The sequence below is a fragment of the Lysinibacillus sp. G4S2 genome (assembly GCF_030348505.1).
Lineage (GTDB): Bacteria > Bacillota > Bacilli > Bacillales_A > Planococcaceae > Lysinibacillus.
The window spans coordinates 1,724,171-1,750,554 of the sequence record NZ_JAUCFJ010000002.1 but is presented as its reverse complement, the minus strand read 5'-3'; the positions used below and the strand labels follow the sequence as shown (position 1 = coordinate 1,750,554).

The following is a 26,384-nucleotide window of genomic DNA, read 5'->3' as shown; positions in this document are numbered from 1 at the left end:
TGGTTCAATGAATCTTTCTCATGATGACCAAAAATGCATAAAAGTGCATGATGTGAATATCGCTAATTGTACTCTCAAAAAAAAGAACTGTCCCCATCAGTAACTACTGATTTTGGAACAGCTCATTGTTTTTATTTTTGAATAAACATTCGTGTCCAGTAATTGCCATCCTTCACATATCCTACACCTATATGTGTATAGTTTTTGTTCAGGATATTCGCTCTATGACCTGAACTATTCAAGGATGCTTTTACCGCAAAAAGCTTGCAGATTTAAAGTCTTTTATTTAGCATATTTCACGTGAAATCTATAGATTAATACTATATAAATCCAATCATAAATAAGGGTCGCAACCGAGATAATAGTAATCAATGGTGTTCTAAAGTACATATAGAAGCCAACTGCTGCAAACATAGTACCGATCATTTTACAAACGGCTATGCCCATTGATTGGCCGCTTAAGTTTCCTCTTTGTAAAAATAAGGCGATAAACAACCCTGACATCATCAGATTTTGTATAAATGCAGCATATTTCCCTTCTATATCATTGAATTCATGCATCATCGCTAAAATAATGAAAAAACTTACACCAAGCGTGATGAAAAAAGATGAGTAAAATATCTTTCTTGGAATTAATTTTTTGTATTCTTTATGACCATAACGTAAAAATTGCATCATAATAAAGATGTCTAAAAGAAACCACAAGAAAGTAATTATCCTTTGCAAGTCATTTTGTGGATACATAAAGGCAAAGATAAATTCCCATGAAATATTGGCACAAATTGCGGCCATTGGCATGCCATATTTCTTATCCTGAAATCCTTGTTTGATGATTAGTATGTATGTAATAATCCAAAATAGCCCCATGCCTAATTGGCAAATCAATAGGATTTTCTCTTGAGTCATATATACGTGCTCCTTCCCTCTATTAATGATTCTTCGATACTATATGTAAAGAAATCCACTCTTTATGTCTCGAAAATCTGTAGAAGGGTATGTAAATACTCAAGACTCTTAAAAAATCATAACAGTTAGTAAGCGCCTATACATTCATTGACTATTCATATATAGTAAGACGAGGTGATGATATGAAAACAAAAATTTATTTCGATAACGACCAATTTATTGCAGGCACTACCTTAAAGGATGACATCGAGCTTGAACAAAATAATATGGCACTGCATACATGTGTGAATGTAGCGGATGTACTAGAAAACCGAAAAAAATTGGCAGCTACTTTGCATTGTGATTTAAATAATTTTATTTGCACTCAACAAACTCATAGTGCCAATTTCAATAAAGTTACAGTTTCTGATAAAGGACGTGGCGCTGAGCAGATGGACTCTGCCATTGCTAATACCGATGCACTTTATACATTAGAGCCGAATTTACTTTTATGTAGTTTTACAGCAGATTGCGTACCTGTCATTTTTTATAATGAAGTTAATGGCCTTATTGGCGTGGTACATTCAGGCTGGCAAGGAACTGTCAAGGAAGTAACATTAAAGCTTTTCCAACATTTGCTGGAGCATGAGCATTGTAATCCGCAAGATTTTCACGTACAAATCGGTATGGCTCTCAGTCAGCAGAAATTTGAAGTGGACCAAGATGTTTATGAAAAATTCCACAACCTAGGCTATGCTGAGGACTTTATGTATTTCAATGCAGAAACAAATAAATATCATATTGATAATCAAAAAACTGTCAAAAAACAATGTGAGCTTGTAGGAATTCCTTCTAAGCAGATTTTGATGGATTCAACTTGCACATATATAAGCCCAGATGGTTTTTCCTATCGCCAAGATAAACAGGCAGGTAGACATTTAAGCTTTATTATGCGGAAAGAACAGTAAATGAAAGGGACAATCCAATTCTCAATGGATTGTCCCTTTTCGTCCTATTGAGATTTCCAAAATGTACATCTAAAAACTTTGAGATCTTCTTCACGGATATTCTCTTGCTTCGCGCGGGTATTTGTTTTCCTTCCGCGGGTATTCACCTGCTGCGCGGGTATTTGTTCTCCTTTCGCGGGTATTTACCTGCTTCGCGCGGGTATTTGTTCTCCTTCCGCGGGTATTCTCCTCCTGCGCGCGGGTATTTACCTCCTGCGCGGGTATTTGTTCTCCTTTCACGGGTATTCACCTGCTGCGCGCGGGTATTTACCTCCTGCGCGGGTATTTGTTTTCCTTCCGCGGGTATTCACCTGCTTCGCGCGGGTATTTGTTCTCCTTCCGCGGGTATTCACCTGCTTCGCGCGGGTATTTGATTTCCTTCCGCAGGTATTCACCTGCTTCGCTCGGGTATTTGTTCTCCTTTCACGGGTATTTACCTCCTGCGCGGGTATTTGTTTTCCTTCCGCTGATATTCTCCTCCTGCGCGGGTATTTGTTTTCCTTCCGCGGGTATTCTCCTGCTTCGCGCGGGTATTTGTTCTCCTTTCGCGGGTATTCTCCTCCTGCGCGGGTATTTGTTCTCCTTTCGCGGGTATTTACCTCCTGCGCGGGTATTTGTTTTCCTTCCGCGGGTATTCACCTGCTTCGCGCGGGTATTTGTTCTCCTTTCGCGGGTATTTACCTCCTGCGCGGGTATTTGTTTTCCTTCCGCGGGTATTCACCTGCTTCGCGCGGGTATTTGTTCTCCTTCCGCGGGTATTCACCTGCTTCGCGCGGGTATTTGTTCTCAAGGCAAAATTTCTATCGCAAAAGAAAAAGGATGTATTTCATTAAGTAGAAATACACCCTTTTAACAAATCTATTTGATTATTTATTTTTAACAGGACGATTTTTCCCGATACCAAGTACAAAGTAGCTCATTGCCACAATGACTAAGAATATAATTCCTACAATGAGAGAAACTCGTGTATCATCATTAAACCACATACCGATTAGCACCATTACTAAGAAGGCAATCGTTATATAGTTTGTAAAAGGCGCAAATGGCATTTTGAATGGATGCTTTGACAGTTGTTCACCTTTTATTTTTCTAAATCGTATTTGACTTATTAATATAACAAACCATGGAATCATCCCTGGTAATACACTAGCGCTGTATACATATACAAATAAATTTCCTGGTGCAATGTAACTTAAAATAACCCCGATGATCAAACCAATTAGCACGCCTACCGTACCGAATATCGGAATACCATTACTAGAAAGCTTTGCAAAACATTTAGGTGCTTGATCATTCATAGCAAGCGTATATAGCATACGCCCCGCACTATAAATTCCACTATTACAACCTGACATTGCCGCTGTTATGACAACAAAATTAATAATCCCTGCCGCAGCAGTAATGCCAACCTTTGCAAACGTGGCTACAAACGGGCTACCAATTGTACCTAATTCATCCCACGGATAAACCGTCACAATGACAAAGATCGCACCTATATAAAATATTAAAATACGCCAAATAATACTTTGAATCGCATTCGTAATAGTTTTTTGAGGATTTTTCGCTTCTCCCGCTGTAATTCCAATAAGCTCGACACCTTGATAAGCGGCAACGACTAATGATAAAGCGAAGAAGAAGCCTGACCAACCGCCAGTAAAGAAGCCTCCATGATTCCATAGATTCGATAATCCGATGGCAATACCATCATTACCAATCCCAAAGAAAATGAGACCAAAACCGGCAACAATCATTAATATAATCGTGACAATCTTAATCATGGCAAACCAAAATTCAAATTCTCCAAACGATTTAACAGAAATAAAGTTGGCAACACCTAAAATTACCATTGCAATTAATCCTGGAATCCATGCCGGTAAATCTGGATACCAATATTGCATATATGTTCCTACTGCAATAATTTCTGACATACCAACAATAACCCACTGGAACCAATTACTCCACGCTGTTAAATAACCAGCTAATGGATGTATATATTTATAGCCAAACGTTGCAAAGGAACCTGTACTAGGCTCCATATAGAGCATTTCCCCCATAGCTCGCATAATGAAAAAAATAAATATGCCTGCGATAGCATATGCAAGAAGCACAGAAGGCCCAGTCCACTGAATAGCGCTTGCAGAACCCATAAATAGACCCACGCCAATTGTACCCCCAAGAGCAATCATCTGGATATGACGCGCCTCTAATCCCCTTTTTAATTCTTTATTTGCCACTCAATAACGCCTCTTTCCCTGATGTCTCTTTCTTCGATGAATTATTTTTTAATAATAATAAATTATTTTGAAAAATACAATTGTATTTTTAGGAAAAACATAAATTACGGTAACACGATAAGGGGTCTGGTCATTTTGACGGGGCTATCTGTCGCTTTGATGGGGCTATCCGTCACTTCGGCTGTTCTTTCCGTCGCTTTGTCGATTCTATCCGTCACTTCGGCTGTTCTTTCCGTCGCTTTGTCGATTCTATCCGTCACTTCGGCTGTTCTTTCCGTCGCTTCGGCAGGCTATCCACGATTTTGACGGTTCTATCCACGTTTTCGGCGGGGCTATCCACGATTTCGGCGGGGCTATCCACGTTTTTGGCGGGGCTATCCACGACTTCGGCTGTTCTATCCACGATTTTGGCAGGGCTATCCATCATTTTGACGGTTCTATCCACGATTTTGGCGGGGCTATCCATGACTTTGACGGTTCTATCCACGACTTTAGCTGTTCCATCCGTCACTTCGGCTGTTCTATCCCTCGCTTTGGCGATTCTATCCGTCACTTCGGCTGTTCTTTCCGTCGCTTTGGCGATTCTATCCGTCACTTCGGCTGTTTTTTCTGTCGCTTTGTCGATTCTATCCGTCACTTCGGCTGTTCTTTCCATCGCTTCGGCAGGCTATCCACGATTTTGACGGTTCTATCCACGATTTCGGCGGGGCTATCCATCATTTTGACGGTTCTATCCACGATTTTGGCGGGGCTATCCATGACTTTGACGGTTCTATCCACGACTTTAGCTGTTCCATCCGTCACTTCGGCTGTTCTATCCCTCGCTTTGGCGATTCTATCCGTCACTTCGGCTGTTCTTTCCGTCGCTTTGGCGATTCTATCCGTCACTTCGGCTGTTTTTTCCGTCGCTTTGGCTGTTCTATCCACGTTTTTGACGGTTCTATCCACGACTTCGGCGGTTCTATCCATCACCTTGGCTGTCATTTTTATCTTGCTTTAGCCGTAATCGAATCACAACTTAGATTTTATTATGTAAAAAAACTCTATTCCATTACGTAAGACGTTGAATGGAATAGAGTTTACTTTGTTACTGCAATAATGTCTGTTCCTGAAGCTTTGCAGAGAAGTATTTACGGGCATCTGCTGTTAAAATTTGCAACAGTATAACCTCTTCTTGACGCGCAAATTCTACAAACAATCCACTTAAATTTTCGTAAACATATTTGATCTTAAAGCCACTATCTAAATAATGATCCACCTTTTTTATTTCTTCTGTGCTTTGTTGGTATTCTGACATGCCATCACCTCATCTCTTTTGTGAAAATCTTGGCGTTTAATTTTCAATCGGCACCTTTTATTTCTAACAGCGGATCTGGTTGCTCAACGACATCACCCTCATCTGGAACAGCAGTTGGCGCAGGCGTTTGTTGCTGTCCAAATAGTTCATCCAAATTATGACCAGCTGTAATACCTAAATATTTTGCATCACTTGAATCTTCTAGCTCAGCTTGAGGGTACTTTCTAAACCACCAATACTTCGCTAAAACATAATATACGAATGCTCCTACAAAGAACCCTACTAATGATGAATAAGTCGAGAAAATATTTGCCACTGCGCCACCGATAACCCAAGCGATTAAACCTGCTAAGTTAAAACCATTCCAATACTTAAATTGACCTTCTAATTCATAAAGTGCTTTTACATGTACACGTCGTTTACGAATTAAATAATAATCAGCATATAAAATACCGACTATGGCTGTTAAAATACCTCCGATAATTAAAAGTGCGTTTACTAACACATCAAATAAACTCCATGGCTGCGCAAGAATACCAATTATCCCCGCAATAACAACCCCAACCCAAAACGGTACTTTTGGACCACCGATATTTGAGAAAATTGTTGCCGCTGGTATAACATTTGCAGAGGTGTTAGTTGACCATTGTGCTAGCACGATCATTAATAGTAAAATGCCTAATATAAAACCACTAGCACTTTGCTGTAATGCATTTATAGGATCTGCTGAGGCAACAGCCATGTAACAAACAGCACCTATTGTCACAATGAAAGTATTTGTAATTGGCATAACGATTAAAGAGCCAACTAACTGTGTTTTATTGCGTTTGAACCAATTGTGTTCATTTTTTGGTGCTTTAAAGAAGCGTGAAAGTGAGGGCATGTCGGCTGCTAATGTCGACCAAAAGCCCATATTCGCCATAATCACTACCATAAATGCTGTGAAGGCTGTAAATCCTGTCGTAGGCGTTTCTACCCACGTCCAAATATTTTTCCCTTGAGCTGTTGCAGTATCTGCCAATGTATAATACATCCAGCAAGAAATTAAAATAATAACTGGCGCTGCTAAATCTGCAAAGCGCTCAATAGATTTAATACCTAGCGAAGTATTAAATAACTGAAGTGCTGCAAAGACAATGAAACAGATAAACCAATTATCAAAATCAAAAAGCAAATTTAAAATTCCGTTTATAGCTAGTGCTCCGAAATAAGTGTTCAGACCGAACCAACATGCAGCTGTTACACCTCGGACTAGCGACGGAATATGTGTACCAAATGTACCGAACGGAGCACGCATATATACCGGGAATGATAAGCCATGCTCAATCCCTATATCACCAATTAACGTCATAAATACACCAATTAAACAAGAGCCAATCAAGGTTGCTAAAATGACCATTGGCAATGGTAAGTTCATAATTGCCGAACCACCGATTGCAAAAGCAGCTAATACAATTGCCATACCTATCCAAATTACTGCAAAACCAAATGTTCCAATATTTCTTTGTTGATGTGTCACTGGAAGTAAATCTGGGGATTTTAAATAATTCCCTTCACGTTCCATATAATCTCTCCTTTTTTTCCAATTTCCGTGACAACTTACATTGGGGTTATTCCTTCCTTCAACGAAAATGCTGAAGGAAGGTGGAATTTCAGTTTTATCAATTATGCCTCGGCATAATTAGGTCTGGAATCGGCTTTGTGCTTGCACAAAGTACTCCTTTCCGATTCCGTACATCTGCTGAAGGCTTTAACTTTTTTACTTTGATAGACTGCTAATCAGAGATTGACGTTCATTCCAAGTCATTGGAGGAACTGTAGGTTTGCGTTCAACCATTTTAATTGCACCATCTACAGGACAGACGATTGAGCACAAATTACAACCTACACAGTCCTCTTCCCGAACTTTCAGCATTGGCCGGCCATCTTCCGTATATAAATCAATACATTGGTGCGATGTATCCTCACATGCAATATGACACTTGTTACAATTAATACAAACATCATTATTAATTTCAGCTACGATTTTATAGTTTAAATCCAGGTCACCCCAATTAGAATATCTGGCAACTGAGCGACCTACTAAATCCATGACAGAGGCAATGCCTTTATCGTCTAAATAGTTACCCAGTCCATCAATCATATCCTCAACAATACTAAAGCCATGATGCATCGCTGCTGTACAAACTTGCACACCTGTAGCACCCATTAATATAAACTCCACAGCATCTTGCCAGTTGGAAATACCACCAATGCCCGAAATCGGAACATTGATTAATGGATTACGTGCACACTCTGCAACCATATTGAGCGCAATTGGTTTAACGGCAGGACCACAATAGCCACCGTGTGCACCCTTTCCTCCAACATGAGGTATTGTATTCCATGTATCTAAATCGACACCAGCTAAACTATTAATTGTATTAATCATACTAATAGCATCTGCTCCACCTCTTGTAGCCGCTTCTGCCGTTACCGTAATATCTGTAATATTTGGCGTTAACTTCACAATTACAGGTGTTTTTGCTGCCTCTTTCACCCAGTACGTTTGCTTTTCTACCAATTCAGGTACTTGACCAGAGGCAGAGCCCATTCCTCGTTCTGCCATCCCATGTGGACACCCAAAGTTAAGCTCAAGACCATCAACCCCCACATCTTCTACTCGTTTAACAATCTCATGCCACTTTTCTTGCTTCGGCTCAACCATCAAAGAAGCAATGATTGCATGATCGGGGAATTTTTTTTTCGTTTCATAAATTTCTTGTAAGTTCACTTCTAACGGACGGTCAGTAATTAGTTCAATATTGTTAAAGCCCGCTACTCTTTGTCCGTTATAGCTTACAGCTGCAAATCTTGAAGAAACATTTAAAATTGGCTCCCCTAATGTTTTCCATACAGCACCGCCCCACCCAGCTTCAAATGCTCGTTGTACTTGATAGCCTGAATTCGTTGGTGGTGCTGACGCAAGCCAAAATGGATTCGGCGATTTGATGCCCGCTAAGTCAATTCGTAAGTCTGCCATATTCGTTCCTCCCTTATGCAATCCCACTTGGTTTTCTTAAACGTTCATGGATCTTGTATGCTGCGTCTTTGCCTTGCTGTACAGCTGTTACGACCATCGCCTCACCCTGACCATTTCCGAAGACGACATCTCCACATGCAAATACTTTGTCATTCGAAGTTTGCATTGTCGTTTCGTCAATATCAACAACGCCATTTGTATGTTGTAAACCAAAAGCTTCAATCAATGACACAAAACGTGTTTGACCTATTGCCTTAATAACAGCATCCACTTCAATAATAAAAACAGATCCTTCAATTACTTCAGGTCTTTGACGACCATCTGCACCTGCTTCACCGAGCTTCATTTTCACACATTCAATGCCTACTACCTTACCTGCCTCATTACCAATAATTTTTTTCGGTGCTGTTAGCCACTTAAATTCAACACCATCCTGCTTGGCAAATTCATATTCAAATTTGTACGCAGTCATTTCTTTTTCTGTTCTTCTATAAAGAATCTGGACATTGTCAGCACCTAAACGCACAGCACATGTAGCACCGTCAATCGCGGTATTACCTGCACCAATGACAGCTACCCGCTTCCCAACGATATCTTTTGTAAGCGGTCCCATTTTTGTCTTCCTGACAAATTCGATGGCATCATGTACGCCGTCTAAATCTTCTCCTTCAATGCCAAGGTTTGGGACAGCCCCCATTCCAACTGCTAAAATAACACTGTCATATTGCTCTAAAATCTCATCCGCAGAAATATCAACACCGACAGTTGTGTTCGTTTTGATTTCCACACCAAGTTTTTCAATTTGCTCAACTTCCCAATCAACGACTTCATTTGGTAGGCGGAACGATACAATACCATAGCTACCTAAACCACCCGCTTTCGATTCAGCTTCATAGATTGTGACAGCATAGCCAAAACGGCTAAGTTCACGAGCTGTCGATAAACCAGCAGGACCTGCACCAATAATCGCTACCTTTTGACCATTACTTTGCCCTTGCTTAAATAGCTGTGCATTCGTTTCCATTGCCCAATCTGTTGCATAGCGCTGTAACTCTCCGATTTTAATTGGCTTTGTTGAGGAATTTAACACACACGCCCCTTCACATAGTTCCTCCGTTGGACAAACCCTCGCACAGCTTGCACCAATTGGATTTGCTTCTAATATAATCGTAGCAGAGCCCTTCATATTACCAGAAGCAATTTTTTTTATAAAATTTGGGATTTGAATACTCGTAGGACATGCTTTAATACATGGTGCATCATAACAATACAGACAACGATTGGCTTCCTCAATTGCCTCATTCTTTGTCATCTTGTTAGTCAATTCAATAAAATTACGTTTTAACTGTTGGGACATTGTATTTTCTTGATTCAGAGCCATTTCCACATCCCCCTCATGTGTTCATTTTTTCCTTACTTACACCTTGGCATAATGATGTTAGGAACATTGAAAAGAGCTACATCAACAATCATCTCACCACCTATAGAGATAGATAGTCTTCAGTAGCTAAATGAAGATATTACGAGACCGATTGCTCTGTTCTCCATCCAAAGCAATCGGTCCTATACTGATAAAAGCTAAATGTTTAGTGCTTCTGCTGCTGCTGTTTTTAATGGACGTTTTATATATTGTCCACTGCCTAGTACACCAACAAATTCTTTATTTTTAATGACGTACTCTCCACGCACTAGTACACTGACTGTTTCACCTGTTACTTCCCATCCCTCATATGGGTTATAATCCACATTCATATGATGTGTTTTAGCCGAGATTTCTCGTTTTACTTCTGGATCAAAAATAACGATATCGGCATCAGAACCGATGGCAATTGTCCCTTTTTGTGGGAATAGACCAAATATTTTTGCTGCACTAGTGGAAATCATATCGACGAACTCATTAATAGAAATTTTTCCTTTTGCTACACCTTCTGAATATAAAATACTGAAGCGATCTTCAATAAATGGACCACCGTTAGGAATTTTAGAAAAATCATTTAATCCTAATTGTTTTTTGCCTTTAAAACTAAATGAGCATTGGTCAGAGCCAATCGTTTGTAGTTGTTTTGCTTTTAGCGCATTCCATAAATGTTCCTGATGGTATTTTGGACGAAGTGGTGGGGACCAAACATATTTTGCACCCTCAAAGCCTGGTTGTGCTAAAGCAGATTGATCTAAAGTTAAATAAGGTGGACATGTTTCACCATAGACGTCATATCCTTTTTCACGTGCCGCAATGATTTCATCTACTGCCTCTTTACAAGTTACATGCACGACATAAAGAGTAGCACCTGCGATATGGGCTAGCTCAATTGCACGTTTTGTCGCTTCACCCTCTAATTCAGCTGGACGAGTGAGTGCATGATAAATTGGCTCCTTATGACCTGCACGTCGCGCATCTTCTACAAGCTCGTCAATAACAGAACCATTTTCACAGTGCACCATCACAACAGCACCAAGGTCTTTCGCTATTTTAAAAGCCTTGAAAAGTGTACGATCTGTTGCTTGAAATTCTTTTGCATAAGCCATAAATACCTTTACTGAAGTAATACCTTCCTGTTCTAAGATTTGTGGCAATTCGGCTTCCGTTTCAGGGGTTAAATCAGCAATCATTAAGTGGAACCCATAATCGATGGCCGATTTCCCCTTCGCCTTGTCATGCCACTTTTCAACTGCAGCTGAAAGTTTTTCCTCACCAGCTGTTAAGCAGAAGTCCAAAATAGTAGTTGTCCCACCGAAAGCCGCAGCAATAGTACCCGATCTCCAATCATCATCTGTCACAGTATTATTGAATGGCATATCTAAATGTGTATGCGGATCAATCCCACCTGGCATCACGATCTTACCAGTAGCATCAATAATTTCTGCCCCTATGTCGGATAATTCTTTGCCAATTTGAATAATTTTTCCGTTTTCAATTAAAATATCTGCTTCAAAAACATCTACAGCTGTCGCTACTCGTCCACCTTTAATAATCTTTTTCATTCTGCCCCTCACCCTTCGTAAAATAATGGAAAATGCTCGATCATGACGTTGTTAAGAAAGATCTCACATTAATGTAGCGTGTATGTCTCTCCGATACTGAACTTCGTTTGCAGCGTCAACACTGTTTCAAGCAATACATCTGCACCTTTCGCACAATCTTCAAATGTTGTTTCCTCTTCCTCGCAATGACTTTTACCATTAATACTTGGTACGAAAATCATTGCTGAAGGTACAATACTTGCCATATATTGCGCATCATGCCCTGCCCCGCTAAACATTCGATGAGCAGTATAGCCGAAGCTTTGACAAGCCCTTTCCACTTCATTACAAATATTTGTATCAAAATAGACTGTATCTCTACCCCATAGCTTAACTGGCTTAATGTTACAGCCCATATCCTCTGTAGGGAGATTATTCAGTATATCCTCAACCTTTTGCATAATCTCTGGCTTTTGATGGCGTGAATCAATCGTAAAAGTCACATTGTTCGGTATAACGGTATGAATATTTGGAGTGACATTCATTCGACCAAAAGTAAACACTAGCTGTTCATCAATTTTTCCAAGCTCTTCATGTAAATACGCAATGATTTTAGAAGTTACAATCATCGGATCCTGACGCATTGTCATCGGTGTCGTACCAGCATGATTGGACTGCCCTGTTACCGTAATTTCATAGCAAACCATGCCTAGTACACCTTCAACAACTCCTATTTCCAGTTGTTTTGCCTCTAGAACAGGTCCTTGCTCGATATGCAATTCAATATAAGCAAGCGCTTCTTTTAAGCGATTTTCTTGATCCCCCTCATACCCGCTTGCTTGCAGTGCTGCTTTGAAACTAGTGCCCTTTTTATCAACAGATTGCAGCATTTTTTCTTTTTCAAATTTTGATGAGATGACACCAGAGCTCATCATTGCCGGATCAAAACGAGCGCCTTCTTCATTCGTAAAATTAACAATCATTATAGGGATATCTAGCTCGATCTCGTTTTCCTTTAACGTTCTAATGGCCTCTATTGCCGTTAAAACGCCTAATACACCATCAAATTTCCCACCCTTTTCAACAGAATCTAAATGCGACCCCATAACAATTGGCGGGACATCCTTTTTCCCGGGTAGAATGGCATAAATATTGCCCATATCATCGACTTTAATATCCATCCCTAATTCTTCACAACACTCACAAAAATAGTTTCTTGCTAAAATATCTTCATTCGAAAGAGACAAACGGGTTACGCCACCATTTTCAGTAGCTCCAAATTGACTAAATTGTTCAAGTAACTCTTGCAAGCGTCTACTATTACACTTATACATATGCAAGTCCTCTCTTTCACAGTAGTTAATACACATTCTATAAGAGATAAAAATTATGAGATATGGATAGCAAACTAAAAAAATATGTGCATCTGCACATGATATATGGTAAATTATGTTCATAATAAGGGGGGGGGAAAATGGGGACGATTCGCAAAATTGTAGAGGGAGTTCAATTCCCAATGCTAACATTAGTAGCTGGACATAGCGGAACGTATCGAAGAATTACAGGGATTAACGTAGTGGAAAGCATCGATTTAATTATGTTTTGTAGACCTAATGAATTAGTCGTGACTACAGGGATTAATTTATCTTCACAAGGTGAATCCTTAGAACAGCTTGTAAAACTAGCTTTCTCTAAAAAAGTAGCAGGTTTTATTATTAACACCGGCCCATACATTCCAGATATACCAGAGTCAGTCATCAATTTCGCCAACAAACATGATTTCCCTATTTTTCAAATGCCTTGGAGTTATCGGATAGCAGATCTATTAAAAATAACCTTCCAATTTATTTCCAACCACCATCAAGAGCTTTCTATAGAAGAAAAGATTCTTTACAACTTACTTTTTCACTACAAACAAAACGCTAACTATATTAAAGATCAATTAGCACTGCTAGGTTTTCCACAAGGTAAAGAGTTTGCCATCATTTCATGCACAACAAATGGTTTACAAACTAGTATTGACCGTTATGAGGTCATGATTCAATTTGCATTTCAAAATAGATATAAACGCTTCTTAAAACTAAAACATAAAAATCACCTCATCTTTTTAATCGACAGAGCACAAATCAACACACCAAATACTCCCTTCTCAAAAATCGTTGAAGAAATATACGACAAAATAACGCAAAAAAATGGTTACTTGGATATTATCATTGGTAAAGGAAATTATCATAAAGAGCTTGAAAATGTTCGCAAAAGCTATGATGAATCGTTAACAGTAATCCAATTAGCAAAACTTCATAACAACCGTTTCCTATACAAATATAAAGAAATTGGTGCCTATAAAATTATCATGGCCGTGCAAAATCAAACATTAATCAAATCATATAATCAAGACATCTTAGGTCAGCTTTATCGCTATGATGAATTGCATAACACAGATTACGTACAATTTTTACGCATTTTTCTCGAGGAAAATGGTAGTACTAGCAGGATTAGCGAACGCCAATTTATTCATCGCAACACAGTCCTTTATAAACTAAAAAAAATAGAAACGCTATTAGATATGGACTTAAGTAACCCATTTACAAAAACAAATCTCTATCTCGCATTTCTGATTGAAGATGTGTTGACACATCAATAAACGCGATTGTATATATCTGAATTTTCAATCAATAAATCCACCTTCTAAATCATTTTTTGCATCCATATAAAGTACAAATGGGGTCTACTTTGCTTTTGTTACCTAATAGAGATGAATTCTTGCAAAACTACCTTTTAGGAGGATTGAATCTTAGTGGCAAATTTAACAAGTCAAAACTGGAGCGATAAAAATAGTAAGACTCCGCTTGATGTAGCTGATGTCAAAAAGGTGATTAGTATCTGTAAAGATCAAGGATTTATTATCGGTAAAAACGGCGTTACAGTTGCAGGCTTTAACAATATCCTAACACTGTCTCCTCCACTTATTATCACTTCAAACGAAAAAGACTTTATTGTAGAAAAATTTACGACTGCTTTAAATACACTTCTACAACAGCCATAAAATGAACCTTTAATAGTGAAGGTTCTCTTCATCTAGGGCTGGCTATGGTTTATAAGGGATATTCACGTTCTTTCTTATAAGGTATAAGTTTTATTCTTTTGATAAGCATACCTGATATCACTATTTCTGAACATATAGGTGGATTTATTAGTAATTTTGTATTTGTCTACATCATTTCAATTTTTATAATGGATCTAATCGAACCAAAGCTAATGATTAATTAATGGTTTTAATTGCTGCAACGAATATCAATTTTATTGCAAACGACAATCAGCTTCGTTATCTGGGATTGTGAATGTATTACACTTCATCTCCAATCCTTGGTTTCTATGCAGATTTAACCTTACAGTTTACTCCAACAAAAAAACTGACGAACCACCAAATGGTCACCAGTTTTTTTGAGTAAACTTGAGGTTATTTTTTTTTGTTTTTATTTTTGTTTGGTGAATCTTTTTTCTCTACTTTTTTCACTTCAGTTGTTTCCACTTCAGTTGTTTCCACTTCAGTGAAATCGGCTTCTTCACCTGCCTCCAAACCATAGCTTGGGTTTCGGTCTATACGAGTAGTATAAGGCTCAAAGTCTTCATCCTCATCAAATCGCATAACAAGAATCGGTAACGATATTATTCCGGCTAACCCAATGAATGCATAAATCCATCGTGACAATACCGCTGTTTGTCCACCGAACAAATAGGCAACTAAATCAAATCTAAAGAATCCTATGAGTCCCCAGTTAATTGCTCCAATGATGACTAACACTAAAGCGATTCTATAAACTACGCTCATGTTTTCACCTCCTTCATTTGTAAATACGAAGCCAGTTCTACACTTGAAGTTTATTCTTCACATGTATGAAAAGCGTCGATACTGCAGAAAAAACTGTCATAACAAGTGATAAAACTACAAATACTTATTGTAATTAAATCGCCCATTTTGACGGTCTTATTTTTTGCAATAACCGCTTATTTATACAAAAGGCAGACTTGGCTAAGTCATTACTACAGACAAAGGAAATATTAGTGAATCACAGATAATAAACCGCTTTTTTAATGGCTCATCACCATAACGTGAGTTGATTTCCATTCTGACCTATAGTAGCGGAAATCAGAGCCTTCTAATTAATCCGAATGGATAAAAATGGTTAATAAACACACCTGTTATCTTAACTTTTTATTTTAATATTTTATTTAGTATTCGTAAAAATCCTAAACTTAGAATAAAGTGTGATATATTTACATAATACGCTAGTTTTAGAACACTTTATTTTCTTCAGCTTACTAGTGACTGAATAAAAGGAATTAGGATAGGAGAAAGTATAAATGATGAAAAATAAAATTATTAAAACCAACCTATTATTTTATTTTTTTATCGTCGTATTGATAGTCACTTTTACACAATTTAGCTTACCATGTCACGCAGCTGAATTATCAGAACCAATTATATTGGGTAAGCATTATGATATTTTTCGTGACCCGTCAAAAAAAATTACAATAGAAGATTTAATAAGTGGTACATATGATCATTCCTTTGTTGCTAGTAAAGACGATTATTTATTCTTTTGGCATACGAATGATACGATTTGGCTACGGTTAGATGCCGATGAAATATTGAAGGATAAAGAGGAGTCCTACTGGTTAGAGGTGACAGACAAGTTAGATAGCATTGAAATGTTTTTAGTGAAAGAAGATGGCTCCTATAATGTTCAAAAGAGAGGCATTTCAAATATTGACGAACAAAACATTCATTATCGTTCTAATTTATTTCAAATCCATGACCCTTCCGTCAAAGAAATTTATATAAAATTAGATGGTGAATTACCATTAAATTCAATTTCCTATCTTTTCACTACGGATAGCTTTATCAATAAAATCATTGACTACAAATATTTAACAGGGATTTTTTATGGATTCTTGTCTGCACTTTTAATTTACAATTTATTTTTATTTTTTTCGTTAAAAGATAAGGCTTACTTTTACTATGTTTTGTATATGTTTAGTTTTATTCTCTATCAAGCTACTTTGAATTCTTTAGATATTGAACTAGTAGGTCAACTTTTGCCTAAATGGTTTTTTCTAAAATCTGCAGCGATAAGCGGAAATATCTTACTTATATGTATGATTCTATTCAGTAAAGAGTTTCTTGAACTAAAAAATTACTTACCTCGATTCCACAAAATCGGGAATTTTCTATTATGGATCTCTATACTATCTTTAATTGCTTCATTCATTGTTCCTGATGTTGAGTTTGCAAATAATTTAACAATTATTCTTTCTGTAGTTGTCTTTATTTTTCTTTGGTTATCGGGATTATTTGTGTTGTTAAAAGGTCAGAAAATGGCTAGATTTTATATGGTAGGTTGGACTGTTCTGCTTGGTTCCATCATTGTACAAGCACTGGCTTTTTTAAGTATTATTCCATTCCATCCAGTTATATTTGAGGATATTCCTGCAATTGGTGCTATTTTTGAATCTATATTTTTGTCATTAGCATTAGGCGATAAAATCAATATTATAAAAAAAGAGCATCAGGAAATGCAACAAACGCTCAATGAAACGCTCGAACATAAAGTAAAAGAACGAACACAAGAGCTAGAAAGAGCAAAACTTGAGCTTGAAAAATTAGCAAATACAGATCGCCTTACTCAAATTCCAAATCGTGTAAAGTTAGACGATGTGTTAGAAGAGGCTATTGAACATGCGCAACATCATGAGGCTCCGTTCGCTATTATTCTACTAGATATTGATTTTTTTAAAGAAGTCAATGATGAGTTCGGCCATCAAGTAGGCGACTTAGTTTTAATGAATGTAGCAGAGATATTGCAAAATACGATTCGCGAGCAAGATACAGTTGGCAGATGGGGTGGCGAGGAATTTTTAGTTATTTGTCCTCAAACTAAACTAGATGGTGCTATAAAGCTTTCTGAAAAGCTTCGTCAACAATTAGAAAATTATCAATTCCCTATTGTACAGCGAAAAACTAGTAGCTTTGGGGTAACTAGCTATGTAGATGGTGATTCATTAAATACTTTATTATCAAGATGTGATAAAGCATTATATCAAGCAAAAGAAAAAGGAAGAAATTGTGTTGAATTTTTAAAAGATGATGTCAATGTCTCCTCTCAATTATAAAAAGCAATTGAAGCGTCAATGACAGGATTTCTTGTACTTAATAGACCACCCCCATTACGGGGTGGTCTATTTTATGAGCTATTCAACTAAAGCACTACCCTACGCTGAATAAGACTGAAATTGGCCCAGATGCCAATTGAAGAGTCTGGAAATTTGCGGAACAATCCAAAATCGTCCTTTGCAAAGATCCCAACCTGTGTCTTAGTCTAAGCCACTTCATTAATTGAACATAGCCTATACTATATCAATTGAAGGGAGTTATAAAGATGGTAAATCCAATGCGTTTTAATGACGGACGCCGATTTTTCCCTGGTCGTTTTAGAAATGAATTTTTCCCAGTTAGAAGCCCTTTTTTCCCTGTGAGTCCATTTTTTCCAGTAAGTCCATTTTTCCCGTTCGGGCGCCCGTTCTTCCCTGTTAGCCCATTTTTCCCGTTCGGTAGACCATTTTTCCCCGGGTTTGGCCCTCGTTTCCGTAGATAAGTAGGAATTCTTTTTTATATTACCGATTTATTAGACACATAATTAAAATAAGAAGCTGTAGAACTAGATTTTGTTAAAGTAAACGGCTGGATGGATAAAAAAATAAACTAAAGTAAAATTTGAGGAAAGATAACTAATACTAATGGTTACGGAAGGTCTTATCTTTTCGACAGACCAAAGAAATTTTATAAGATTTCATCAAGGAGAATTGTAAAAAGATTGAGAGTAATTAAAATAGCACTTGCCCCCGCAATCGTCGAGGGCTTTTTTTGTAAGTGAATTTTATACTCTAGTTGCAGACTTTATTGCTCGGGATCTCGGTTTTCTCTATGCTTTCTACTCTATTCGCTCGGGTAGCCTTGCTTTTCGCTCCGCTCCCCACTTTCTTTACCAATTCTTACTTTTGAGCAAAAAATCCCCTTTAGCAAAACTGCTAAAAGGGATTCCATCTATTTCTGCCAATCATTAAGTTCCTTTAACAACTCAGGAAGCTGCAATTTCTTTACATCAATCAGTGGTAATGCCTTAATAAACTCCTTACCGTACGACTTTGTTGAAATGCGGCGGTCTAAAACTATAAAAGCTCCTTTATCCTGTGATGAACGGATCAGACGACCAAAGCCTTGTTTAAAGCGCATGATGGCTTCCGGTAATGATAGCTCATTGAAGGAATTACGACCTTGAGCGGCAAGGTGTTTAGCTCGCGCTTTAAATACAGGCTCTTCTGGCGAGGAAAACGGTAAGCGTACAACAATAACCGATGCAAGTGCGTCACCTGGAACGTCCACGCCTTCCCAAAAGCTGTTTGTACCAAAGAGTACCGCATGGCTAAACTTTTGGAATGATTTCAGAATTCGCATACGACTACCACCCGTTACACCTTGTGCAAAAAGCATATAGTCATCAAGGAGTTCACTATCTTGAATAAGCTCCACTGTTTTGCGAAGCATGTCCTGCGCCGTAAATAAAACGAAACATCGTCCTTCAGTCATCCGTACCGTACGTGTAATTGCGTGGGCGACCGCTTCAATATATTCATCCTGTGACACATGTTGAATATCAGGCATATCTGTAACAATAAATGCCTTCGCTCCTGCATAATAGGATGGCGGTGCTTGTAGCTTTATCACTTGCACACTATCAGAAATACCAAGCTGACGCGTCACAAAACGTTCATTGCCTGGTACAGTTAAAGTACCTGAAGTCCACACTATGCTTGCCTGCTTACGAAGTGGTGCAAGTACTTTTTCGATAATAGGAGTGACATTAACTGGCTTTTTAAAGACATGTAAGCTTCCTGGAACGCTCCGTAAATCAAATTCTAGCCACACTGAATTATCATCCTGTGGCGATAGGAAAATTTCCTCCCACTCGGCGATTTTCACCTTCATTTCACGAATCCAATAATGCCACTCTGATAATATATAGAGCTCATTTTTATCTAATTGCTCAATATTATTTCCAAAGGCCTGACCTACTTCTGTCGCAAGATCAAGCCACTGCTGCGTGAGCTTGCTCACTTGTAAAAGTGGTTCTTTAACTAGCGATACATCCTCTAAAAATAAAGTGCATTTTCGATTAGCTTGTTTTCCTTTTATTTGTTGCTGCATTTTTTGAACAACACGCTGAATCGTTTCATCGAAAGTTCGTTGCAGGCGAATAAATTGTGCATCTAATCGCTGCAAGTTTTGCATAGGAACGCGGTGTTTTTTCTTAGCTGCCTGACTAAATTGTAGGAATAAGGCAGTCTCCTCCATCGTGCCAATTTGACCGAAAATATACTTCCACTGTGTATAAGAGAAAACAATTTCGTCTTGCTGCATTGCAGCTTGAATAAATTGATGGGCTTCATCAATAATCCATCCGTCGATTTGTGTAAAGATCGGTGTTTGGCGGACTAAATCACTGAGTACCATAGAATGATTCGTTACAATACAATCGGCAAACTCACTATTTGTTAACGCTTGCTCATAGAAATCAAAGCCTCTTGATGGTTTCTCATCAGGCATTTTGCGGATTTTCTCTAAAAACAGCTGTCCTCCGCCTGAAACATTGAGCTCACTTAACACCCCTGTTTCTGTTTTAGTAAGCCAAACAAGAATTTGTAAAATCGTAAAGGTATCATCATAGGATTCATCAGCATAAGCCATACATTGCTCAAAGCGTGTAAGATCAATATAATGATGCATACCCTTTAGAACAGCAATATTTACTTTAGTGCCAAGGATTTTTTCAATCTTGGGTAATTCTTCTTCAACAAGCTGCTCCTGCAAGTGTGACGTGTATGTGCTAATCGCAATTTTTTTATCGACTGCTCGGGCATACAAAATTGCAGGGAGTAGATAACCTGCTGTTTTACCAATACCTGTTGAAGCCTCTATAACGCACTCCCTCTTGTTATTTAATTCCTTCCAAATAATGTCCATCATTTCGAATTGTGCAGGTCGTTGCTCAAAATTCGGCATCGCCTTTGTCATTAATGATGCTTTGTCAGCTGCTGTTTGTGGGTATGATACAATCTCTGCATTATTTGTATGCTTTTTTCGTCCATCACTAATAGCCAAATTGCGGTAGTAGGAGACATTCTCATTAGCAGTTACATGCTGTCGTTTAATTTGAAGTGCCTCGAAGAACAACTGGGATAAATTTGATTTCAATCTGAATGAACGTTTATGCATTTGTTCAAGAGTTAGCTGAGGGAGAACGAGTAACTCCTTCCAGCAATGTTTAAAGAGCTCAGCAGTTGCTCTGGCATCGTCATCTGCTCGGTGTGCATTTGCCAGCTCTATATTTAAATCTGCCGCTAAATCACCTAGCTTAAAGCTCAGTGACATAGGGAACAATATTTTGGCTAGTTCAACCGTGTCCATCTTTTTACCGTGCCATTTCGGTAAACCTGCACGCTTGAACTCCGCTTGTAAAAAGGATAAGTCAAAATCCGCATTATGCGCGACAAATACACAATCAGCAAGCAATTCATATATGTAGTCAGCATGTGCCTCAAACGGCAAGGCATCCTTTACATCCTCATCCGTAATATGCGTTAAATCCTGAATGAAAATTGGAATGGATTTTCCTGGATAAATAAACTTCGTAAAGGTACGTTCAATTTTCCAATCTTTCATAATAACAATTGCTATTTGAATCATTCGGTCCCCATTTGCCGGTGAATGACCAGTCGTCTCTAAATCAACAATTGCATACTTTTGACTTTCCATCATACATCTCAACTCACAGTTCACATTAGATAGATGAATTTTATCATATATTTGGCTCAGCGGCATCCCTTCACCATTGTTCATTGGTCATAAAAAAAGACTTCTGAACGATTACCATGATTTGTAGTAAGAATTTTCAAATTAATATATAATATTTGTAAAAGCATTGCCCATCACCATAACGTGTGGTTGATTTCCGTTCCGACTGGGCGCTTTCCTGGGGCGTCCGATGAGCCAAAAACATAAAATTTAAAAGATACAATTCGAGGGGGTATACTTTAGAAATGAAACAAATTTTCGCATATGAAAATATAGAACAATATCAAAAGAATATACAAACAACTCAATATTTAGTTGGAAAATTAGAGATTTATCGTCAAATATTAGAAAAAGAATTTAAACTCCATGATATTCCTAAGGCGATTGTATGGACCTCAGAAGAAATCGCGACAAACATCTTTTCAACTGTACCTATTCCTGCATATACAACTAAAGATATTATCTATATGAATCCGAACCTTGAGGATTGGAGACAGTTATTTTTAAGACAATTAGAAGGTCAACAACATTTCGAAATAGAGAAATACTATAAAACAATTTGTAATGACCATATTTTTTGCATTTTAGCCCATGAACTAACGCATCATTCGGATTTATTTCTCGATGAATTTGATGATGAGCGAATGGATAGCATTTGGTTTGAAGAAGGAATGTGCGAATATTTATCAAAAAAATTAACGCTCAATGAAAATCAATTCGATGAAATTGCAAAGATTGAATTAGAATTGATTCATTTGTTTAAAGATAAATACGGAAAACAATCATTAGATGATTTTGGTACTGCTAGTTATGAATCGGAAAGTTTAACTAGTATTATGTATGACTACTGGCGTAGCTTCCAAACCATCAAATACTTAGTTGAGGAACGTTCAGATAACAATATACATCATGTATTTGAAGTCTATCATCGCTGGCACAAAGAAGGTAGAAAGGTTTCTTTAACGCAATATTTTAATTTGGACAGCTTTCTAAATTCTCTATAATGTTCATATGGCAAATCAATGAAGCACAGAATCGTCCTACATAGATAGATTTTCATTTCAAATCTATAATACGCCTTTTCTTTAACAATTTTTTGACATAATAAAAGTGTACATCATTAAAATAAATTTAGTAATGTACACTTTCAATTTATTAAGTTACAAAGTAATATCTACTTTTATCACACTACATCACCGTTGCTTCTGGCTCATAGGATATCATTTCTTTAATAGTATTACCTTCTCCCATAATGGCAACCGTTGGCTTATGATCTTTTGCCTCTGCGTTATCTACATACACATAAGAAATAATAATTACAATATCTCCACATTGTACTAGACGTGCTGCTGCACCGTTAACACAAATAACGCCTGATCCACGCTCCCCTGCAATAATGTAGGTTTCAAAGCGAGCCCCATTGTTATTATTGACGATATGCACCTTTTCGTTTGGTAACATGCCTACTGCGTCTAAAATATCCTCATCAATCGTAATGGACCCAACATAGTTTAAATCTGCTTGTGTCACTGTAGCACGGTGGATTTTACTGTTCATCATCATTCGTAACATTTTATAGTCCTTCTTTCACATTAAAGATACAATTATCAATTAAACGAGTTTTACCAATGTATACAGCCGCTGCCAACAGTACTTGCTCCGTTTCAACTGTTACTGGTATTAAATCTGGATACGCTAATAGCTCAATATAATCAATTTCCCCATGTGTACGAGCTGTAATATGTTCCTTTGCTTTAGCAAGTGCATTCGCTGCATTACCATTCGCTAAGAAGCTATTACGAGCAAGCTGTAGTGCTTCATTAATTGCTGGTGCCTCTTGTCGCTCAGATTCACTTAAATAGACATTACGAGAAGACTTAGCTAAACCGTCCTCCTCACGTACAATCGGTACTACTCGCATTTCTAAAGGGAAATTAAAATCTCGTACCATTGTATCGATAATAGCAACCTGCTGTGCGTCCTTTTGTCCGAAATATGCTCTTGTCGGCTGTGCTAGATGAAATAGTTTTGACACAACCTGTAAAACGCCATCAAAATGTCCTGGACGGCTGGCCCCGCAAAGAATGGTTGCCTGTTCACCCGCATGAATACGAATACCACCATCGTGAGGATACATTTCTTCAACACTTGGTGCGAAAATAATATCTACACCGACAGACTCTGCCAAGGCAGTATCCCGTGGCAAATCACGGGGATAGCTTTCAAAGTCTTCGTTTGGCCCAAATTGTGTTGGGTTTACAAATATACTCATCACGACTAAATCATTTTCGGCACGAGCTGTTTTTGCTAGCGTTAAATGGCCCTCATGTAAATACCCCATTGTTGGAACGAGTCCAATTGTTTTCTGAGCTTGCTTCGCTGCTTGGATTTCTATAGATAGCGCTTGGATAGTAGTTACGACTTTCATTACTTTACTCCCCCATATAGCTGATCCAATGCTTCCTCTTTCATCGTGAAGGAATGCTTCGGCGCAGGGAATGTACCAGCCTTTACCTCTTTCACGTAACTAGCAATTCCTTGGCTCGCTTCTCGGCCCATATCGGCGAACTGCTCTACAAATTTTGGTACATGATGTGAACCATAGCTTAGCATGTCATGATACACTAAAACTTGTCCATCTGCCTCTGCACCAGCACCAATCCCAACCGTTGGAATAATAAGATTAGCAGATACCATTTCTGTTAGCTGATGCGGAATACATTCTAAGACGACTGCACATGCTCCAGCCTCTTGACATTTTTTTGCATCTTCAATGAGTTTCGTTGCCTGTTCAGCTGTTTTACCTTGAACTTTGTATCCACCAAGCACGCCTGCTGATTGCGGTAATAAACCTAAGTGTGCTACTACCGGAATACCAGCTGACGTTAATTTACGAATGACTGGTAGAACATCTCCTGCACCCTCTAACTTTAGTGCATCTGCCCCTGTTTCCTGCATCATTGATACTGCAGTCTTCAACGTTTCGTGTACATCACCGTGATACGAACCAAATGGCATATCAACAACAACAAACGTATCCTTTGCCCCGCGGCGCACTGCTTTTGCATGATGGACCATGTCTGCTACTGTTACTGGCATTGTAGAATCATAGCCTAGTACGACCATGCCTAGTGAATCTCCCACTAGAATCATATCGACGCCTGCTTCTTCGGCAAATTTTGCAGCAGGATAATCATATGCAGTGAGCATAACGATTTTTTCACCTGCTGCCTTCATCTTTAAAAAATCTGAAGTTGTTTTCATTTTGTAGTCCTCCTTTTTTAAGGGAAGAAAACAGAAAAACCCCTCTGTTCCAAAATGGACAGAAGGGTAGTGTTTCGTTCGTTATCAAAAATTACCTCTTGTTGATTGGAGGCCATAACTTAATAAAGGGATACGGAAACAAATCTCTTTGAGAGAATTGCCCATTCCAATGAATCAAGTTATATTTTTGAACGCTTGTTTTCTTCCGTCCCTGTCATTAAAAGATCAAGGCAGATATTTATTGTAAATAGGTCTTACGTTTTGAAGGTGCCGTTCACAAAAGGATACTGCCCTTCAGCACATACTATAACAGATTTTCCTAGTAATCTTCAAATATTATTTTCCGTAAATTGCAATATCAAGTTAGACACTTTTTTTAACATCTCATGTCCGTATATTTTCTGTTCCTTTTCACCTTCATGTTTATTGTCTGTCGGTCTGCCAATTGGTTAAAACAGGGTTCTGGCGTAACGGAAAGGGCTTGCCCCTTGAAGTGGAGCCAGGTTCCTGTTAAATTGGCGGAAAGACCGATAGACAATAAACTCCCATTAACCCTAGGGTAAGAGTTGGTTGATTCACGTCTTCTTACGCTGATTCTCTTAATCTCTTTAATTCTTCCTCAAACATCTCATGCGGTGTTTTGAATCCATGTATTCGTCGTGGCAAGTGGTTCATTTTATCTTCTACAGATTGGATGTAAGATCTACTGTAGTTCTCTATGGACGTTCCTTTTGGTAACCATCTACGAATCATTCTATTGTGGTTTTCATTTGTTCCTCGCTCCCATGATGAGTAGGGGTGTGTGAAGTAAATCCCCATCAACTCTTGGCATTTTTCCGCAAGCTCTGAAAACTCACTCCCGTTATCTGCTGTAATGGATTTGAATAGTTTAGGTGCTAACTCCCCAAAATTCTTTAGAATGGTTTCAATCGCATAGTTCACGGAATCCGCATCCTTACCGTCCATTTTGAAAATAAATTCTCGACGCGTTTTCCGTTCGATCAGTGTTAATAAAACATCATCTTCTTTGTCTTTTCTACCGATCACTGAATCGATTTCAAAATGACCAAATTCCTCTCGTGTTTCAATGTGCTGTGGGCGTTTTTCAATACTTTCGCCTAAACATTTTATATTTTTTCTAGCCCTACGTACTGTCTTTGTTTTACGCGATGTCTTGGAAACTAAGTCAGAATTTCTAGTTTTCAACAACCTAAGATCTATATACGCATAAAGAGTTTTTGCGCAAACCATTTCTTCACGACGAAACTTACCATCAAGCAATGTACGACCAACAACAGCGTCTGGAGACCACTCCTTTTCCTTCATTAATTGATCTGCGTATTCTAGAAAAGCCGATACTCGCTTCACCTTCAAAGGGTTACGAGAACGAGCCACATTTCGTTCAGTGATTGCTTGACCCGTTGTAGCGAAGTACTTCGTGGTATAGATTCGTTTACTATTTACTATCCTCACTTGTGTAGTAGTTCCACGCTTGATTTCGTTATATATAGTAGCACGACAAACACCCAATCTACGGGCAATCTCAGCTTTTGATAAATTCCCTTCATCAAGGTAAGCTTCTAACTTTCCACGTTGAATTTCAGTAAGTCTGGGTTTCTTTTGAGTTCCTTTTATGTTAAGCTTTTTTTGCATCAAATCGAAAAATCTCCTTTGTATATTGTTGTGTAGGAACTCCAATAATACACGATTTTTCCGATTTGATGCATTTTTTTATACAGTGTCTAATCTGATTTTACAATTCGCCAAATATTATTTTCTAATAATTCCCCTACATCTTCAC

21 protein-coding genes and 2 pseudogenes are annotated in these 26,384 nt (G+C 38.2%); 8 read left to right on the top strand and 15 right to left on the bottom strand.

From position 1 onward, the window contains the following. Nucleotides 1-131: 131 nt before the first annotated feature. Together QUF91_RS08885 and QUF91_RS08880 are read right to left on the bottom strand one after the other, a co-directional pair. Nucleotides 132-254 (bottom strand): annotated as a pseudogene (locus QUF91_RS08885) (CAP domain-containing protein); the annotation flags it as partial. A gap of 28 nt (nucleotides 255-282) precedes the next feature. Then, nucleotides 283-906 carry a transmembrane-type terpene cyclase gene (locus tag QUF91_RS08880; protein ID WP_285397914.1) on the bottom strand — a complete coding sequence of 208 codons (624 nt, stop codon included), beginning with the start codon at nucleotides 904-906 and terminating at the stop codon, nucleotides 283-285. Between the two features lie 182 nt (nucleotides 907-1,088). On the opposite strand from QUF91_RS08880, the gene pgeF reads away from it, so the two are divergent. Beyond that, nucleotides 1,089-1,853, top strand: coding sequence for a peptidoglycan editing factor PgeF (pgeF, locus tag QUF91_RS08875; RefSeq protein ID WP_289417554.1), 765 nt, complete (start codon nucleotides 1,089-1,091; stop codon nucleotides 1,851-1,853). 905 nt (nucleotides 1,854-2,758) lie between these two features. Here the strand turns inward: pgeF and QUF91_RS08870 are convergent. Continuing rightward, nucleotides 2,759-4,126, bottom strand: a complete 1,368-nt coding sequence (locus QUF91_RS08870) for an amino acid permease (protein WP_289417553.1) — start codon at nucleotides 4,124-4,126, stop codon at nucleotides 2,759-2,761. A 135-nt stretch (nucleotides 4,127-4,261) separates the two neighbouring features. Between QUF91_RS08870 and QUF91_RS08865 the strand changes: the two genes are divergently transcribed. Genes QUF91_RS08865 through QUF91_RS08855 form a run of 3 tightly spaced genes read left to right on the top strand, consistent with a single transcriptional unit; the run spans nucleotide 4,262 to nucleotide 5,126 of the window. Then, nucleotides 4,262-4,432 (top strand): hypothetical protein, encoded by a 171-nt coding sequence (locus tag QUF91_RS08865; protein WP_285399653.1) that lies wholly within the window; start codon nucleotides 4,262-4,264, stop codon nucleotides 4,430-4,432. Further along, nucleotides 4,429-4,809 carry a hypothetical protein gene (locus QUF91_RS08860; protein WP_289417552.1) on the top strand — a complete coding sequence of 127 codons (381 nt, stop codon included), beginning with the start codon at nucleotides 4,429-4,431 and terminating at the stop codon, nucleotides 4,807-4,809. The genes QUF91_RS08865 and QUF91_RS08860 overlap by 4 nt, the downstream gene beginning before the upstream one ends. Continuing rightward, nucleotides 4,806-5,126, top strand: coding sequence for a hypothetical protein (locus tag QUF91_RS08855; RefSeq protein ID WP_289417551.1), 321 nt, complete (start codon nucleotides 4,806-4,808; stop codon nucleotides 5,124-5,126). Before QUF91_RS08860 ends, QUF91_RS08855 begins: the two co-directional genes overlap by 4 nt. A gap of 87 nt (nucleotides 5,127-5,213) precedes the next feature. Here the strand turns inward: QUF91_RS08855 and QUF91_RS08850 are convergent, their stop codons facing one another. From QUF91_RS08850 to QUF91_RS08825, 6 genes are all read right to left on the bottom strand, one after another. Then, nucleotides 5,214-5,423, bottom strand: a complete 210-nt coding sequence (locus QUF91_RS08850) for a hypothetical protein (RefSeq protein ID WP_285395550.1) — start codon at nucleotides 5,421-5,423, stop codon at nucleotides 5,214-5,216. Between the two features lie 43 nt (nucleotides 5,424-5,466). Further along, entirely contained in the window at nucleotides 5,467-6,987 is a 1,521-nt protein-coding gene (locus QUF91_RS08845; protein ID WP_285395551.1) for an NCS1 family transporter, read from the bottom strand. 195 nt (nucleotides 6,988-7,182) lie between these two features. Then, on the bottom strand, nucleotides 7,183-8,445 hold the full coding sequence (gene preA / locus QUF91_RS08840; protein WP_289417550.1) for an NAD-dependent dihydropyrimidine dehydrogenase subunit PreA: 1,263 nt from the start codon (nucleotides 8,443-8,445) through the stop codon (nucleotides 7,183-7,185). Between the two features lie 13 nt (nucleotides 8,446-8,458). Further along, nucleotides 8,459-9,826, bottom strand: coding sequence for an NAD(P)-dependent oxidoreductase (locus QUF91_RS08835; protein ID WP_289417549.1), 1,368 nt, complete (start codon nucleotides 9,824-9,826; stop codon nucleotides 8,459-8,461). 197 nt (nucleotides 9,827-10,023) lie between these two features. Then, on the bottom strand, nucleotides 10,024-11,427 hold the full coding sequence (gene hydA / locus QUF91_RS08830) for a dihydropyrimidinase (protein ID WP_289417548.1): 1,404 nt from the start codon (nucleotides 11,425-11,427) through the stop codon (nucleotides 10,024-10,026). Between the two features lie 68 nt (nucleotides 11,428-11,495). Then, entirely contained in the window at nucleotides 11,496-12,740 is a 1,245-nt protein-coding gene (locus tag QUF91_RS08825; protein WP_289417547.1) for a Zn-dependent hydrolase, read from the bottom strand. A 140-nt stretch (nucleotides 12,741-12,880) separates the two neighbouring features. Between QUF91_RS08825 and QUF91_RS08820 the strand changes: the two genes are divergently transcribed. Both QUF91_RS08820 and QUF91_RS08815 read left to right on the top strand, forming a co-directional pair. Beyond that, nucleotides 12,881-14,050: a PucR family transcriptional regulator gene (locus QUF91_RS08820; RefSeq protein WP_289417546.1), complete on the top strand. Its 1,170-nt coding sequence runs from the start codon at nucleotides 12,881-12,883 to the stop codon at nucleotides 14,048-14,050. A 183-nt stretch (nucleotides 14,051-14,233) separates the two neighbouring features. Further along, nucleotides 14,234-14,452, top strand: a pseudogene (locus QUF91_RS08815) (aspartate aminotransferase family protein); the annotation flags it as partial. A 414-nt stretch (nucleotides 14,453-14,866) separates the two neighbouring features. Here the strand turns inward: QUF91_RS08815 and QUF91_RS08810 are convergent. Further along, nucleotides 14,867-15,238 (bottom strand): DUF378 domain-containing protein, encoded by a 372-nt coding sequence (locus QUF91_RS08810; RefSeq protein WP_285395562.1) that lies wholly within the window; start codon nucleotides 15,236-15,238, stop codon nucleotides 14,867-14,869. Between the two features lie 533 nt (nucleotides 15,239-15,771). Here QUF91_RS08810 and QUF91_RS08805 point away from each other — a divergent pair. Beyond that, a complete protein-coding gene (locus QUF91_RS08805) occupies nucleotides 15,772-17,580 on the top strand; it encodes a sensor domain-containing diguanylate cyclase (protein WP_289417545.1) in 1,809 nt (602 codons plus the stop codon). A 931-nt stretch (nucleotides 17,581-18,511) separates the two neighbouring features. Here the strand turns inward: QUF91_RS08805 and dinG are convergent. Continuing rightward, nucleotides 18,512-21,283 (bottom strand): ATP-dependent DNA helicase DinG, encoded by a 2,772-nt coding sequence (dinG, locus tag QUF91_RS08800; RefSeq protein WP_289417544.1) that lies wholly within the window; start codon nucleotides 21,281-21,283, stop codon nucleotides 18,512-18,514. Nucleotides 21,284-21,564: 281 nt separating this feature from the next. Here dinG and QUF91_RS08795 point away from each other — a divergent pair, with 281 nt between their 5' ends. Next, nucleotides 21,565-22,323, top strand: coding sequence for a hypothetical protein (locus QUF91_RS08795; RefSeq protein ID WP_289417543.1), 759 nt, complete (start codon nucleotides 21,565-21,567; stop codon nucleotides 22,321-22,323). A 184-nt stretch (nucleotides 22,324-22,507) separates the two neighbouring features. Here the strand turns inward: QUF91_RS08795 and panD are convergent, their stop codons facing one another. The 4 genes from panD to QUF91_RS08775 form a co-directional block, all read right to left on the bottom strand. Continuing rightward, nucleotides 22,508-22,891 carry an aspartate 1-decarboxylase gene (gene panD, locus QUF91_RS08790; RefSeq protein ID WP_285398148.1) on the bottom strand — a complete coding sequence of 128 codons (384 nt, stop codon included), beginning with the start codon at nucleotides 22,889-22,891 and terminating at the stop codon, nucleotides 22,508-22,510. Between the two features lies 1 nt (nucleotide 22,892). Continuing rightward, on the bottom strand, nucleotides 22,893-23,747 hold the full coding sequence (gene panC, locus QUF91_RS08785) for a pantoate--beta-alanine ligase (protein WP_289417542.1): 855 nt from the start codon (nucleotides 23,745-23,747) through the stop codon (nucleotides 22,893-22,895). Continuing rightward, a complete protein-coding gene (panB, locus tag QUF91_RS08780; protein WP_289417541.1) occupies nucleotides 23,747-24,583 on the bottom strand; it encodes a 3-methyl-2-oxobutanoate hydroxymethyltransferase in 837 nt (278 codons plus the stop codon). The genes panC and panB overlap by 1 nt, the downstream gene beginning before the upstream one ends. 585 nt (nucleotides 24,584-25,168) lie before the next feature. Then, nucleotides 25,169-26,236, bottom strand: coding sequence for an IS30 family transposase (locus QUF91_RS08775; protein WP_289420036.1), 1,068 nt, complete (start codon nucleotides 26,234-26,236; stop codon nucleotides 25,169-25,171). Nucleotides 26,237-26,384: the final 148 nt, after the last annotated feature.